This is a genomic window from Streptomyces sp. NPDC004134 (assembly GCF_042874195.1).
In the GTDB taxonomy this organism is placed as follows: domain Bacteria; phylum Actinomycetota; class Actinomycetes; order Streptomycetales; family Streptomycetaceae; genus Streptomyces.
Window position 1 is genome coordinate 632,007 of the sequence record NZ_JBIAMS010000001.1, and the last position, 14,009, is coordinate 646,015.

The 14,009-nt window shown below is 73.1% G+C and carries 11 protein-coding genes and 1 pseudogene; 6 read left to right on the top strand and 6 right to left on the bottom strand.

The genetic code is table 11. The features are described from left to right. Nucleotides 1-4 precede the first annotated feature (4 nt). Nucleotides 5-811 (bottom strand): DUF5995 family protein, encoded by an 807-nt coding sequence (locus ACFYVJ_RS02930; protein ID WP_388885974.1) that lies wholly within the window; start codon nucleotides 809-811, stop codon nucleotides 5-7. A gap of 322 nt (nucleotides 812-1,133) precedes the next feature. Then, the gene (locus tag ACFYVJ_RS02935; protein WP_388885977.1) at nucleotides 1,134-1,967 is read right to left on the bottom strand and encodes an SDR family NAD(P)-dependent oxidoreductase; all 834 of its coding nucleotides are present in this window, start codon (nucleotides 1,965-1,967) and stop codon (nucleotides 1,134-1,136) included. Between the two features lie 74 nt (nucleotides 1,968-2,041). Between ACFYVJ_RS02935 and ACFYVJ_RS02940 the strand changes: the two genes are divergently transcribed. After that, nucleotides 2,042-2,293, top strand: a complete 252-nt coding sequence (locus ACFYVJ_RS02940) for a winged helix-turn-helix transcriptional regulator (protein ID WP_388885980.1) — start codon at nucleotides 2,042-2,044, stop codon at nucleotides 2,291-2,293. A gap of 121 nt (nucleotides 2,294-2,414) precedes the next feature. On the opposite strand, the gene ACFYVJ_RS02945 is transcribed toward ACFYVJ_RS02940, so the two are convergent. The 3 genes from ACFYVJ_RS02945 to ACFYVJ_RS02955 form a co-directional block, all read right to left on the bottom strand. Continuing rightward, nucleotides 2,415-3,371 (bottom strand): endo alpha-1,4 polygalactosaminidase, encoded by a 957-nt coding sequence (locus tag ACFYVJ_RS02945; protein WP_388885983.1) that lies wholly within the window; start codon nucleotides 3,369-3,371, stop codon nucleotides 2,415-2,417. 72 nt (nucleotides 3,372-3,443) lie between these two features. After that, nucleotides 3,444-6,506: a glycosyl hydrolase gene (locus ACFYVJ_RS02950; RefSeq protein WP_388885986.1), complete on the bottom strand. Its 3,063-nt coding sequence runs from the start codon at nucleotides 6,504-6,506 to the stop codon at nucleotides 3,444-3,446. Nucleotides 6,507-6,523: 17 nt separating this feature from the next. Continuing rightward, nucleotides 6,524-7,630 (bottom strand): abortive infection protein, encoded by a 1,107-nt coding sequence (locus ACFYVJ_RS02955; RefSeq protein ID WP_388885989.1) that lies wholly within the window; start codon nucleotides 7,628-7,630, stop codon nucleotides 6,524-6,526. Nucleotides 7,631-7,908: 278 nt separating this feature from the next. Between ACFYVJ_RS02955 and ACFYVJ_RS02960 the strand changes: the two genes are divergently transcribed. The 5 genes and pseudogenes from ACFYVJ_RS02960 (at nucleotide 7,909) to ACFYVJ_RS02980 (ending at nucleotide 13,356) form a co-directional block, all read left to right on the top strand. After that, nucleotides 7,909-10,020 (top strand): esterase-like activity of phytase family protein, encoded by a 2,112-nt coding sequence (locus ACFYVJ_RS02960; RefSeq protein WP_388885992.1) that lies wholly within the window; start codon nucleotides 7,909-7,911, stop codon nucleotides 10,018-10,020. Nucleotides 10,021-10,045: 25 nt separating this feature from the next. Further along, on the top strand, nucleotides 10,046-11,131 hold the full coding sequence (locus ACFYVJ_RS02965) for an esterase-like activity of phytase family protein (protein ID WP_388885995.1): 1,086 nt from the start codon (nucleotides 10,046-10,048) through the stop codon (nucleotides 11,129-11,131). Between the two features lie 506 nt (nucleotides 11,132-11,637). After that, nucleotides 11,638-11,892, top strand: a pseudogene (locus ACFYVJ_RS02970) (hypothetical protein); the annotation flags it as partial. Between the two features lie 26 nt (nucleotides 11,893-11,918). Then, nucleotides 11,919-12,734: a DUF317 domain-containing protein gene (locus tag ACFYVJ_RS02975; protein WP_388886160.1), complete on the top strand. Its 816-nt coding sequence runs from the start codon at nucleotides 11,919-11,921 to the stop codon at nucleotides 12,732-12,734. A 46-nt stretch (nucleotides 12,735-12,780) separates the two neighbouring features. Then, on the top strand, nucleotides 12,781-13,356 hold the full coding sequence (locus ACFYVJ_RS02980; RefSeq protein WP_388885997.1) for a hypothetical protein: 576 nt from the start codon (nucleotides 12,781-12,783) through the stop codon (nucleotides 13,354-13,356). A gap of 323 nt (nucleotides 13,357-13,679) precedes the next feature. On the opposite strand, the gene ACFYVJ_RS02985 is transcribed toward ACFYVJ_RS02980, so the two are convergent. Beyond that, complete coding sequence (locus tag ACFYVJ_RS02985) at nucleotides 13,680-13,994, bottom strand: MazG-like family protein (RefSeq protein WP_388885999.1); 315 nt, start codon at nucleotides 13,992-13,994, stop codon at nucleotides 13,680-13,682. Nucleotides 13,995-14,009: the final 15 nt, after the last annotated feature.

The following is a 14,009-nucleotide window of genomic DNA, read 5'->3' on the forward strand; positions in this document are numbered from 1 at the left end:
GCGGTCAACGCGCCGTCGGCGCCGGTGCCGTTGCCGTTGCCGTTGCCGTTGCCGGCGGGTCCATGGCCCGGTCCAGGTGGGCGATGTTCGCCGGTACGTCGCCGCTCTCCGTGCTGCGGATCAGTTGCAGGGCCGGCTGGACGAGGCCGCCCGGGCGGGCGATCAGGCGGGCGAGCACGGCGGCCCGGATGTCGAGGCGGTCGATCGTGGCGGAGCGCTGCTCTTCGTCCTGGCCGGCGAGGAGGACGGCGTTGTGCCACGCCTCCTCCCGGGACTGGCGGACGCTGAAGTCGAGGATCTGCTCGTCCGTTCGGGCGCCGACCTCGTCCAGCAGCGACAGCAGCGGCGACAGCGCGCCGACCGAGTCCTCCACGGCCAGGACCACGCTCGCGAGGATGTCGTTGATCAGGAGGAAGTCGCGCCGCAGCGACCGGATGTCCTCGCCGGGAGAGGTCCGCGCGGCGGCGACGGCGAGGTCGAGGTTGATGTGCGCGTTCACCCCGAGGATCAGGTGCTGGACGATGACCGTGCGGTCGTCGGCCAGCAGCCCGAACGTCTCCCGCCAGCAGCGCGGGCCGCCGCGGTCGCGGCGCCAGGCGTCGTACGCCTCGAAGTAGCGGTTGCCGAAGAGCGTGTCGAAGCGGTCCATCCGGGCCCCGTCGTCGAACCGCCCCTCGCGGATGGCCCCGCGGACCTCGACCGTCACCTGCCGGTACAGCGCCGCGAAGTACCCGGCCCGGTCACCGTCCCGCCGGGCGTCCCGTACGATCCCCGCCAGCCCGTCCACGACCTCGTCGATGTTCTCCGCCACCGCGACCCACTCCCCTCCGCGAACCCCTCGTCCGGCCACGAACCGTCCTATCACCGCCCGCCGGGGAGGGGCCCCGGGCCGCAGGTGAGGAGCGTCCGGCGTGCGTCAGGTGGTGGCGCACGCCCTCCGCGGGGCGGGGCGGGAGGGGCAGACGGTGCGGAAGAGCCGGAGCCGGCGGCCGGGTCGCCGCCTGCGGTTCGGGACGCCGCCGCGTCCCCTCCGGCGAATTCCTCGCGCGCCGGGTCGGCGGCCCCTCGCCGCGGTTGCTGCCAGGCGCCGTCCCCGTCGAGACGCTCCGGCACCGCGTCCACGAACCCGGCTGTCAGCGGAGCGACCGCAGCAGGTCCTCCGTGTACGCCGCCAGGCGCTCGGCGTCCGCGGGGCGGAGGGTCTTGAGGGACGGGTCGACCTGCCTGCCCCTGTCGACGGCCGTATGCGCATCGGGGGGCGGGTGGTCGATCCAGTCGACGATCGGCCGGACGGACTCGGCCACGGGGCGGGCGAAGAACCGGGCGAGGAACCTGAGGGAGCCGCGGATCAGGGGGATGTCGTGGCTGTCGATGCCGCTGCGGGTGAAACCGGGGTGGTAGGCGACGTAGCGCGTTCTGGTCGTGGCGCCGTCCGCGAAGGCGACGCCGAGCAGGTCGTTGGCCCGGCCGGCCTGGAGCTGGGCGCGTACGGGACCGTAGCGCCGGGTCATCTGGGGGTCGTCCCAGCGGATTCCGCCCGCGGTGTTGCCGACGCCCGCGACGTTGACGACGACGGGGGCGGGGGCCGCGTCGAGGAGCGGGAGCAGGCGGTGGCTGAGCAGGTAGCGGCTCAGGTAGTAGAGGGCGAAGGTGGACTCCAGGCCGTCGGCCGTCTCCTTCCGCCTGCGGCTGACCCGGTTGGCGAAGAGGGCGAGCGCGTCGACCGCCTCGTACTCCGCGGCGATGCCGGCGACGACCCGCTCGACCTCGGCGATCGAGGACAGGTCCGCGCGTACGAAGCGCAGGTGCGGGTCGGCGGCGTGCGCGAGCAGGGCACGTCCCTTGTCCTCGCTGCTGCCGATGACGGTGACGCGGTCGCCGCGGGCGAGCCGTTCCAGGGCGACCGCGCGGCCCATGCCGTCGGTACCGCCGCTGATGATCACGGTCTTCTTCGGTGTGCCCGGCACGGTGTGCTCCCTAGGATCGGCATCGACCGACCCATCGTGAACGGCAGCGCCACAGGCGGAAAGAAGGCAGTTTGATGTCCGGTACGCACACGGATGTGCCCTCGGTACTCGCCTATGAGCTGCCCCGCCCGGTGCCGGCCGGCGAACTCGCCGCGTGCCCGGTCGGGGACGTGCTCCGGCGCGTGGGCGACAAGTGGAGCATGCTGCTGGTGATCCTGCTCGGCGGCCGTCCGCACCGGTACAACGAGCTGCACCGCGCCGTCGAAGGCATCAGCCATGCCGCCGCACGGGACACTCCCGCGACGCCGGGCGGCACCACGGCCTGAAGCCGCCGGCGGGCGGCGGACCACGCGCCGGCCTTCCGGCGGCCGCGGGCGACGGGACGGGACGGGACGGGCAGACCGTCGCCGAGGAGCCCGCGGGACGTACGCGGCGCCTTCCGGCCGGTCATCGGCATTGCACCCGGTGCTCGCCGGTCGGCGGCGCCGTCTTGATCAGGCCGTCGAAGTTCTCGGCGCGGTGGGCGCGGCAGCCGGTGCGGCGGTCCACCCCGGGTGCGTAGTCCACGGCGAAGACGGCCTTGCCCGCCTCGACGAACGGGCGGAGCCGGGCGCATTCGCCGTACTGCGCGCACTCCTCGGGCAGCGCCCAGTCGAAGTGGTCGACGAGTTCGGCGACGGCACCGGGCTGGTCGTGGCCGTTCTTCATGCCGACCGACAGGCCGCGGGCGTGGGCCTGTTCCGCGACCTCGCGGTACCAGGAGACCTGGTCGTCGCGGGTGATGGGGAACCCGGGGCGGTTGCCCAGCGGGTTGTTCTGGTCGGGCTCGACGCCGTCGCAGCCCATGCGGGCGGCGAGGTCGAGGCGGGCCCAGATGATCTCGGCGAACGCCTCGCGCCGCCCCTCGCGGATGTCGAGCCAGCGCTCGCCCTCCCAGCCGGTGTTCCAGCCGATGACCGAGCCGTCCTCGGGGGGTTCGCCGTCGTCCGGGATGGCGGCGACGGCGGGGCGGTGGCCGGGGAAGCGGGCCGCGTCGGGGCGGTAGTGCTCGTAGGCGCCGGTGTCGAGGTAGCAGATGACGACGGTGCCGCGGGCCTGGAGCTTCCCGATGGTGCCGGCCAGGGCGCCGCGGGGGACCTTGACGACGTCGCCGCCGGGGTAGCGCAGTTCGGAGCCGGCCGGGGCCAGCTCGAACAGGTCGAGGTCGTACATCGCCCGGTGCTCGTCCAGGTCGTACGGCGCGTCGATCTGCCAGTCCCAGTCGGCCGCCTCGCCGGGCCGCGGCTGCCACCGGTCTTCGTCCCGGCCGTCCGGCCGGGTCATGCAGGCGGTGGCGAGTACGGCGACGACGGCGAAGGTGAGCACGCGCCGCGCCGTGGACGCGAGCGCGGGAAGGTCTGTCATGCCGGTACACACGCCGGCCGCGGCCGGGCCGTTCCCGCCGCGGCCCGGCGGCGGACCGCCGGGTGGCGGTCCTCACGCCTCGACGTCACGCTCGGCGTACGGGACGAGGCGCACCGGCCCGATCAGTCCGTACGGCTGCGTCTTCACGGGGCGGTTGAGGAAGCGGGAGTAGCCGGGCACGCCCTGCTCGGCGAGCGCGGTCAGCCGGTTCTTGAGGGTCGTGGCGACCTCGATCTCCAGCACGTTCCGGCCCCGCCGCAGGTGGGGCCCGACGTCCGTACGGGGCGGCGCCACACACGCCGGGTGGACGCGCCGCCCGTTGACGCGGATACGGACGCCGCCCTCGACCCGGCCGAGTTCGAGGTAGGCGCCGCGGCCCTGCCCGGTCCAGCGTTCGTCCAGCTCGAACTCCGTGCGGTAGGTGCCGGTCCCGGACGTGTCCCGGAGCCGGGGGATCCGCCGCCAGTCCACCAGCCGGTCGAGGCGGAGCACGTGGCGCTCCTCCCCGTCCGGTACGGCGCCCTCCACCCGCAGGTGCCAGCCCGCCGGCTCCAGCGGGGGCGGCAGCGCCCCGACGTCGACGGCGACCGTGCGCCCGTCGCCGAGCCTGGCGGACACGGTGCCCGGTGTGGTCGCGCGCAGCCGCAGCCCGCCCGCGCGGACGGCGACCGACTCCGCCGTGGTGGACTCGGCGTGCGCCCCGGCCGGGCGCTCGAAGCCGATCACCGTGCTCTCGCCCGGCGCCAGTTCGACCGGCACCTCGACCCGCTCCCCGGCGACCCGGAACCGGCCGGCGGGTCGTATCTCGCCGGTCCACAGGTCCCAGACGTCGGGAGCCCGGGCGCCGGCTGCGAACGAGGCCGTGAAGCGCGCGGTCACGCCGCCGGCGAGGCGGAGGGTCTCGTCGAGGGCGCCGGAGATGTTGCACAGGAACCAGTAGTCGCCGGCGGGGGTCCGCCGGTGCACGCCGTGCACCTGCGGGTGCGGACCTTCGTACGTCACGTCGGGGCGGACGCCGAGCCGCCCGAGCGCCGCGGGGACGCCGGCCTCGTCGCGTACCAGCAGGACGCGCGGCGAGTGCCGGAGTTCCGCCACCGCCCGGCGGACCGCCGCGTCCTCACGTGCGGCGTCGAGATAGCTCACGCCGCGCTCGGGGAAGCGGCCGACGAACACGATCGGCAGGCCCGCGCGCGCGAACGACACCAGCCGCCGGGCCACGGACGCGGACATGGCGTCGCTGCCGTCGACCACGCCCTGGTGCCGGGACGCGGCCGGTTCGACGACCAGGGCGCGGTAGCCCGGCTCCCGTACGAGCAGCCGCCCGTTGCGTACCGAGGTCCGCGGGTGGGCAAGGGTGCCGGGGTCGATGATGTCGAAGGTGTGGCCGGCCCCGGTCAGGGCGGCGTCCAGCAGCGGCTCGCCGCGCTCGTCCGTGTGCGGGTCGGCGACCCGGCCGTACCCCTGGACATCGCGGTGGACGGCGAGGTCGGTGACCGGGCGGCCCGCACGGAGCACCGTCTGAGCCCGGGCGAAGTAGTCGGCGAGCGGCCGGAGATGACGCCACATCGGGAGCGCGGGCGTGAAACCCTCGCCGAACCCGTAGTCCCGTCCGGAGACGTCGTGCTCGGACGACCACGGCCACCACGACGGCCAGCCGGCCCCGTGCGCGTCCTTGTACGGATACCCGTGGAGGACCAGTTCGTTCGCCCCGCCGGCGAAGCCCTTGTCGGCGAGGTACTTCAGCGCCTCCGGGGTGATCATGTAGTCGCCGTGGGTGACGTCGCCGATCTCCAGCGAGGCGATCCCGTGTCCGGCCAGCCGGCCGCCGGAGGTGATCGTCCGGGTGAAGCCGACGGGGCCGTCGAACGGGTCGGCGTCCGGGGCCGCGTACGCCTTGTTGACCGCGACCACGTCCATGCTCAGCATGTGCCCGCGGCCCTGGAAGTCCAGGCCGTGGCCGCGGGCCCAGGCACGCGCGGGGCGTACGTGGTGGTCCACCCACAGCTCCGTCAGCGTCTCGTTGTAGTCGTGCCGGATGCGGCGGCCGGCGCTGCCGGAGAAGTCGTAGACCTGCTCGGCGGCCTCCGTGTCGTCGGAGTGCCAGTCGACCACGGCCAGCGCCGGGAGGAAGGCCGTCAGGTCGTATCCCCTGCGGGCCCGGAACTCCACCGGGAACCGGCCCGTCCACAGCAGGCCGGGGAACCCGAACTCCAGCGAGTCCTCGTGGAAGCGGTCGGCCACCTCGGCGGCGAGCGGCCCCAGGCGGTCGAGGAGGCGCCGGTCGAGATCGGCGGTCGCCGCCCTGGTCGCGTCCGGGTCGAGCTGGTCCAGGATCAGCGGGTCGCGCGGGCCCGTGCTGTCGTTCGACCGCTGGCCCGTGGGCGTCTGCCAGAACCCGAACACGACCCATCGCCCCTCGGGCACCGCCCAGTCCACCCTGCCCCGCCCGTCCAGGGTGGGCGTCAGGTCGGTGGTACGCCCCGGGTCGAGCACCGCCGCCGCCTCCAGCCGGGCGGCGACGACGGCGACGAGCCGCGCACCGCCGCCCATGTCCGCGCCGCCGGGCCGGGGCGGGGCGCCCCTGAACCTGGCGGGGCCCGCCACCTCCCGGTGGCCGAATACCAACTGCTGCTGCGCCAGGGCGGCGTGCTCGCCCGACGCGGCCGGGCTGTTCCACGGCCAGCCCGAGCTGACCTGGAAGTCGATGCGGAAGTCGTGGTCCCGCGCCGCCCGCAGCGCTGTCTCGATCCGGCGCGCCCAGTGCCGCGTACCCCACAGGAACCGCTCGGGCGGCCGGAGGTCGCCGGCCGGGTGGGCGAGCCCCGGCGTCTCGAAGAGCTGCGCCCCGCCGAAGCCGGCGGCCACCATCTCCCGAACCTCGGCGCGAAGTTCGGCGTCCACGACGGCCGGACCCGGCCACCACCAGGTGAACCGCGGGCGCAGCCGCGGGCCCGGGTCCCGGAAGGCCGTGGCCAGGTCCCCGTCCGCGCCGGCGGCCGCGTGCCCTCCGGTGGCCGCGGCACCCGCGGGCAGTGCCAGGGCCCCGCCGAGGGCACCAAAGCCGCCGACGAAGGCGCGCCGCCCGACCCCGGAGGCTCGCGGGCCGATCGCCCGACGCTCTCGATTGCCGTCCATCCGTTCCTCCTCCGCGGTCAGCGATAGTGGCGAGCGATGGCGTGGAACGCCTTCTTGGGCGCGAAGTGGCCCGTGGTGCCGTAGGCGAGTTCGTGGCCGGCGGGGAAGACCTTGACGACCGAGAAGCCGGCCATGTCGTAGTCGCGGCGGGGGTCGGGCGAGTACGGAGAGCCGCTGCTGATGAACTCGTAGACGAAGGCGCCGTGGACGCCCTCGGTCTCGTAGATGCCGAGCAGTTCGTCCACGTAGTCCGCCTGGACCTGCTCGTCGCGGACCGGGTCGCCCACGATCCGGCCGGTTTCGAGGTCGATGACGTCGAAGCCCATGCCGCCCTTGTCCTCGGCGCCCCGGTAGGCGCAGCAGCCGAACTCGGTGATGACGACGGGCTTGCCGTGCCGGTGGAGGCGGCGGACCTGCTCGGCGTAGGTCGCGGTGTTGCCGGCGTTCCGGTAGAGGTCGACGCCCAGGACGTCGAAACCGCGCCAGTCGACGTCCTCGCCGGCCTCGGAGGTATACGTGACCCGGCCGCCGAAGACCGGCCGGACCGTGTCCAGGGCGTCGGCCAGGAAGGCGTTGAGGCGGCGGTTGTACGTCGCCGCCTCGGCCGGGCCCGCCTCGGCGAACCTGGTGCCACGCTCGAACCAGTCGTCGCCGGGGACCAGGCCGTGGAGGAAGGAGGTCAGCTCGCAGCCGACGGAGAGGCCGACGCCGGGATGGCCGGCGCGCAGGTCCTCGGCGGCCCGGGCCACGCCGGCGACGAACTCCAGTGTGGTGCGGGCGTCTTCGTCGAAGGCCCGGGGCTCGAACCACACGTGCAGGCCCTCGTCGGCCGCCATCGCCGCGGTCCCGGTCAGCCGGCCGAGGTCCGAGCCGAGCAGCAGGATCGCGTTCGCGTGCAGCCGGTCCCTGACGGCCCGGATCTCGCGACGTACGTACTCCGGCCGCCATAACTCGCGCTCGGTGTCGAAGTTCACCCCCTTCAGCGCCAGCCCCCCGCGGTGGCGGCCGGGCCCGCCACCGCCTCCGCCGCTCCCGTCGGAGCACGCCGCGGCGGCCAGGGCCGCCGCCCCCGCGAGAAACGCCCGGCGACCGGTCTTCAGAGCTGCGTGAGTGTCGTCCGTCATGACGGCGAAGGTACGGATGCACCGCAGGCACCGTCGTCAGCCCCGGAGTTGATCCGGGTACCCCGGCAGGGCGAGGCTATTTCCGCCCAAAGGATGAGATGCACCCGGGCCACGGACCGCGCGTCCGGGGGTCCCGCACGGGTGACGGACGCCTCGCCCGATCGGGTCGGCCTCCCCCGACCGCCGCCTGTGTGTGACCGGTCCGGCACACCCTGTCACCCGGCGGCGCTACGGTACCGGTCAGGGAGTGAACGTCCGCCGGCCGGCAGGGAGATCCCATGCACATCAAGATCACGGCACAGGGCGGGCCGGAGGGCGACGAGGAGCTGCGCTCCTTACGCAGGCACCTGGAGGACGACCCGGCCATCCCGCTGACCCCGTCCATGGGGCTCAGCCTGGAGGCCATCGAGTTCGTCACCGGAAGCTCCTTCGACCTCGCCAACCTGGTCCTGGCGCTGTCCGCCTGGCGGGCCTCGCGGCCGGTGAGTTCGACCCTGGAGGTGCGGCAGGACGAACACACCGTACGGCTCTCCCCGCAGGCCCTCGCCAACCCCCAGACGACCGACGCGGCCCTGCGCCCCCGCCTGCCGCTGCCCCACCTCTCGTACGCCGTGCTGATCGGTGTCGCCGACCACGTCCCCGAGAGCGGCCTCCGGCCCCTCCCGGCGGTGGACCGCGGCTGCCTGGAACTGCGGGACGTGCTGGGCGACTCCCGGATCTGGGGCCTGCCGACCAGCCGGTGCCGGCTCGTCCGTCCGCAGAACCGCGAGCAGCTCCTGGACCCGGTGTCCGACGCCGCACGGCAGGCGTCGGACTGCCTGGTCGTCTACTGGGCGGGCCACGGCCTGACCCACGACGGCGCGCTCCATCTGGCACTGCCTGACAGCCGCGAGGACGACGTCCCGGGCACCGCGGTCCCGTTCACCGACCTGCTCCGCCGGCTCGGCGCCGCCCCCGACCCGCCGTCCCGGACGATCGTCATCCTGGACTGCTGCCAGGGCAGCGTCGCCTTCGACGCCGTACGGAGGGAGGTCGAAGCCGCCGAGCTGCACGATATCTACGTGCTGGCGGCCTCGCCCCCCGGCGGAGACGCGGTCGGCACCTCCGGCACCGGTCTCACCGCCTTCACCCAGGCCCTGGTCGAAACGGTCCGGGCCGGCATCGGCGACCACCAGGACTTCCTGACGCCGAACGACATCGCCGCCGAGCTGCGCCGCGTCGTTCCCGGCCGAGGCGGCCCCGAGCCCCACACGCTGGACCCGCACGCGGTCGGCAGCCGGCCCTTCGTCCGGAACCTGCGGGCCAAGCCGCGCGCCGCGTACCTCTCCTGGCCGCGCCGGCACTCCAGGGCCCTGACCGCCACGGCGGTCGCCCTCGCCCTGCTCACCGGCGCGGCGGTCTGGAAGGGCTCCTCCGGCACCGGCACCACGGGACCCTGCTCGGAACAGGTCGGTCTGCTGGGCTACTCCGACGCCCTGGACACCATCGCGGAACCCACGCCGGTGCAGGGGCTCTCGGCCCTCGCGGTCACCGGGGACCGCACCGTCCTGGCGCTGGGCGACAACCGCCCTCCCCGCCTCCACTCCCTCACCCTCGACGACGCGCGGCTCGTCCCCGCGGTCGGGGACGCCACGATCCTGCACCCCAGGGACGACAATCTCTCCGCCGCCGACATCGACGGCGAGGGGATGGCGGTGGACGGGAAGAACGTCCTGATCAGCTCGGAGGCGGGGCCGTCGATCCGGTCGTACCGGCTGAGCGACGGGATGCAGAACGGGGAGATCGCCCTGCCCGAGGGCTTCGCGGACTCCAGCCCCGCGCGGCGGCTGGAATCCCTGAGCCTGACCGAGGACCGCACCCAGTTGTACGCGGGCATGGAAGGCCCCCTGCACATCGACGGCGAGTCGGCGGGCCGCAGCCAGGTACGGATCCTGCGCTACACCCGCTCTCCGGGCGGAGAGTTCGGCAAGAAGCCCCGGCAGTACGCGTACGAGACCGAATACGGGCTCTTCCTCACCGAGTTGGTCGCCCTGAGCGGCGACCGGCTGCTCGCCCTGGAGCGCGGCTACATGCCGGAGGGCAACTCGGTGCACCTGTTCCTGTTGTCGCTGGCGCAGAAGCCGGACATCAGCGGGACGAGGTCGCTCTCCGACATCACCGAGGACTCCTGGGTGGAGAAGAAGCCGCTGGCCAATCTGGTGAACTGCCCCACCGCGGGCGCACCTCACAAGCAGCCACAGCTCAATCCCCTGCTGGACAACATCGAGGGCATGGCCCTGGGCGAGCACCTGCCGGACGGCCGCCGCGCCCTCTACCTGGTCAGTGACAACAACGGAAACACGAAGAACCAGACGACCAGGTTCTACAAACTGAGCGTGGACCTGTCCTGACGTCCCGACACTCCCGGAGGACCTGATGAACGGATGGTGGCGGGCCGGGCTTCCCGCGCTGCTGCTGACGGTGTCGTCGCCGGCCGCCCTGGCGGCCCCCGCGGAGCCCGCCGCGCCGCCGGCGGACCGGCCGGCCGCCTGCTCGCCGCGTACGTCGCTGACCGGCTTCTCCGACGCCCTCGACAAGACCACGTTCGAAGGGACCCGGGTCGCGGGGCTCTCCGCGCTCAGCGCCCGGGCGGGCTCGCCGGTCCTGGCGCTGGCCGACAACACCGACGCCGACGAGGCAAGGCTCTACCGACTGGCCGTGCGCGCCGCTCCGGGGCACGTCCACGCGGCGGTACGGGACGTCACCGTCCTGCGCCGCCCGGACGGCACCCCGTACACCGGGACCGACTTCGACGGAGAGGGTCTGGTCACCGAACCCTCGGGCACGGTGCTCGCCTCCTCGGAACGCGAGCCCTCCATCCGCCGCTTCCGCCTGTCCGACGGCCGGCAGACGGCAGAACTGCCGGTGCCGCTGCGCTTCCGGGTCGCCCCGGCCGGGCAGGCCCCGGCCAACGAGACCTTCGAGTCACTGACCACCGCGCCGGACGGCCGCACCCTCTACGCCGGCCTGGAAGGCCCGCTCGACGCCGACGGCCACGACGAGGCGGACCGCGGCCTGCTGCGCATCCTGCGCTACGCCGGCACGCCGGGCGGCGACTACGCCCCGCAGGCCCAGCACGCCTACCGGACCGACCCGGGTCTCGGCCTGGCCGAACTGGCCACGCTGGACCGCACCCATCTGCTGGCCCTGGAACGCGGCTACACGGCGGGAGTCGGCAACACCGTCCGCATCTACCGGGTTTCGCTCCACGGGGCACCCGACGTCACCGGCCTCCCGTCGCTCACCGGGGCCGGCGCCGGGGTCTTCCTCACCAAGCGGCTCCTGGTCGACCTGGCCGACTGCCCACCGTCCGGCGCCACATCGCCGCAGCCGCAGCCCAACCCGCTGCTGGACAACGTGGAAGGCATGACCCTGACCGGCAACCGCACCCTGCTGCTGGTCTCGGACGACAACGCCTCAGCCCGGCAGGTAACCCGCCTCTACACCCTCCGCCTGAAGTAACCACGCCGACCCCGCCCCCGGCGCGCCCCGTTCTCCGCGCCCTGGCGGGCCGACCACCGCCCGGCGGGACCTAGGGCCAGACCAGGCAGTACGGCTGGTGGCCGGCCTCGTGGAGGCGGTCGGCGAACTCCTGCCATTCGTGGAGCCAGTGATCACAGCGGAGCGCTGACCTGTGACGATGCACCGATATTGCCGGTGACCAGCCGAAACCACCTTCAGTAGTCGAGGCTGGTCACCGGCAATTTCGGCTCCCATGTGCCCTGGATGTGCCCTCGCTGGGGGCAGAGGGGTTTGCGCGACTCCGGGTGGCTCTCCCTTCTATCGCGGCTGCAGCACGCTGGACTCGGCGGGCAGTACTCCTCCGAAGGCCCCGAGCCAGGTGCACACCGAGTCCCGGCCCGCTCAGCTCGTCGCGCTCCGCAAGACCCCGCTCGTCACCCCGCCTCGAAGCCGCGGACGGGGCCGGAGATCAGATATTGCATTTTCGCCGCCGGCAGACACGGAAGATCGCGCAGCGACTGGTCAGTGAGCCGGGCGCATGCCAACATCGACTACCTCGAAGAAACCCCAGGCCAGCGATCCCGCGCATCGCTCGTGTAGGCGATGCCGCCGTTGACGAGCCCGATCAGGCGGTCGTCTACCTCGCCGAAGGCCGGGACGAGGACAGCCAGCTCGAACATCTGCCGCCGGAGAGCGCGGTGGCCCTGGCCTGGCAAAACTCCGTCCAAGAACCCCCGCGGCGTCCCCGCCGCACCACCGGCCGCTGGACCGCGGCCGGAACCCCCTTCTGGAGGCGCCCCTGTATCCCGGCTTCCCGCTCGACCCTTCCGCTCCCCTTGGTACTCCGTGCGCATACTGGGTCGGTCCCCGTCATCTGGCCGGTGACGACGGCCGCCTCTACGACACCGTCGCCGACGCCTTCGGCAGCCTGGGCTGGACGAGCTTGACCATAGTCCGGGGGCGGCAGGAGCCCGACGAGGAGCCGGAGGACCGCCAGATCCTGCGCAGCACGGTCCTGCACATCAGCCCGGACTCCCGCTGCTGGGCGCAGTGGGTACTGGCGGACGAGCCTTTCCACCTGGGGGACTTGCCGATCGCCTGGCAGGTCTCCGCCCGTACGGACACCAGCAGCCCCGCCGAGTGGTCCGCCTACTTCACCACCGGCGTACCCGGCGAGGCGGTGGCCGACTTCCTCACCGCCCTCAACGCCCGCCCTCACCCCGCCGTCCCGCACGTCCGCCCCGAATTGGTCCTCGACGCGGTCACCGCCCACGGATGGCTCCGCGACGCCGATCAGGGCGCGGGGGCGACCGATCCCACGTTCATCTCGCACGTCAGCCTCGGGGGGATACCGCCCCTCATCCAGGACGCAGACCCGCGCACCCTGACCGCCAGCCCCGACGAGCCGGGACCCGACGGATGGCAGGCATGGGCCCAACCCGCAGCCACCGCACCCTGCCTCTGGGCGGTGTCCTTCTCCGCGAGCGTCCCCCACGACCTCGTCGCAGCATTCGCCCCCTCCCTCAGCTCGACTGCATCGGTCCTGCGGCGGATCGTTCCCGAGGCGACCCGCGAGCGACTCCGGTGGACACCCGCCGGCTAAGAACTCCTCACGGAATGACTTCAGACGTCATTAGTAGGCTCCCACCATGACGCTCACGTACTGGGAACGGCACCGCTTCGATGATCCGGCGGTGGCGGCCGACCGGGGCGAACTGCTCAAGTCGGCGGACCAGAACCCGGACCCGTACGCTGCCTTTCTCAGGCTGCTGCGATCCGGGCAGCGGGATGCTTGCACGGCGCTGGAGTACTTCCACTACCAGGACAGGCAAGCCCGGTGGGGGTTCGGCAACCCACTGGACGAGTACGCCGGGGAGGTGCTGGACCGTGCCCGGTGGGTGCTGCGCGGGACGCCGCTGCCGGAAGCGCGAGGGGAGGACCGGGCCAGCGCGCTGTGGGCGATCCAGAACCATGCGGAGGCTGCGGACGCCCCACTGATCACCGCCGCGCTGCGCGCCATTGACGGCGACGTTGTCGACGATGGTGCCGTGTCCGCCGCGGGCAGTGCCTCTACGCCTGCGAGGTCCCTGAGGACCCTGAACTTGTCGCCCAACTGGGCGCGATGGCCCTGGATGAGGACCGCCCCCTGCGAGTCCGCGTGGCGTGCGCGGGGGCGCTGGCCTCGGCGGGGTCTGACCAAGCCGCCGACCTCGCGGTACGGCTAACCAGCCTTCCGGAACTTGAACTCCAGATGGCTGGAGCCCTCGTCCTCACCGCCCACCTCGACACGTATCGCCCCCTGTTGGAACGCCTGCTTGTTGCCTGGCCCTCCAACGTCCCCCAGGCGGAAGACATCCGCGATGCCTTGGAGGAGGACGAGGACGACGCATGACGTGCTCATAAGACTTCGCCGGTCATGGGCCGGCATGCCACGCAAAGAGGCCCGCCGCCTCGGACCACCCCGCGGGCGGATTGCCGCGACTATCCGCGAATCATGCCCTGGGCAGCGATGGTGCGGCACCAGCCGCCTACGCGGGGCCTGAGTCGCTCAGCGGTTCAAGGAACGCTCCGCGACGTGGTGGAGGCGTTCGGCGAAGATCTTCTCGGCTTCCGGGGTGATGGTCCGTAGGGCGACCATGCTGGTGAAGATGACGTCGCAGAGTTCGGCCTGGACGTCGTCCCAGGTGTGGCTGTTGCCCTTGCGGGGGTTGGAGCCGGTTACCCCGTGGATGGCCTCGGCGACCTCGCCGGCCTCCTCGCTGATCTTCAGTACGCGCAGGAGGCGGGCCATCTCGGGTGAGACACCGCTTTCCGCGTCGAGCCACTCGACAAGCCGGTCGATGGTCTCCCAGGTGTCGCGCATGGGGGGTGCTCCGTG

Bases quoted from the DNA above. Each gene is read 5' to 3' on its own strand.
- ACFYVJ_RS02940 (WP_388885980.1), top strand. From the start codon at position 2,042: ATGTCCGGTACGCACACGGATGTGCCCTCGGTACTCGCCTATGAGCTG.
- ACFYVJ_RS02945 (WP_388885983.1), bottom strand. From the start codon at position 3,371: ATGACAGACCTTCCCGCGCTCGCGTCCACGGCGCGGCGCGTGCTCACC.
- ACFYVJ_RS02950 (WP_388885986.1), bottom strand. From the start codon at position 6,506: ATGGACGGCAATCGAGAGCGTCGGGCGATCGGCCCGCGAGCCTCCGGG.
- ACFYVJ_RS02955 (WP_388885989.1), bottom strand. From the start codon at position 7,630: ATGACGGACGACACTCACGCAGCTCTGAAGACCGGTCGCCGGGCGTTT.
- ACFYVJ_RS02960 (WP_388885992.1), top strand. From the start codon at position 7,909: ATGCACATCAAGATCACGGCACAGGGCGGGCCGGAGGGCGACGAGGAG.
- ACFYVJ_RS02965 (WP_388885995.1), top strand. From the start codon at position 10,046: ATGAACGGATGGTGGCGGGCCGGGCTTCCCGCGCTGCTGCTGACGGTG.
- ACFYVJ_RS02980 (WP_388885997.1), top strand. From the start codon at position 12,781: ATGACGCTCACGTACTGGGAACGGCACCGCTTCGATGATCCGGCGGTG.
- ACFYVJ_RS02985 (WP_388885999.1), bottom strand. From the start codon at position 13,994: ATGCGCGACACCTGGGAGACCATCGACCGGCTTGTCGAGTGGCTCGAC.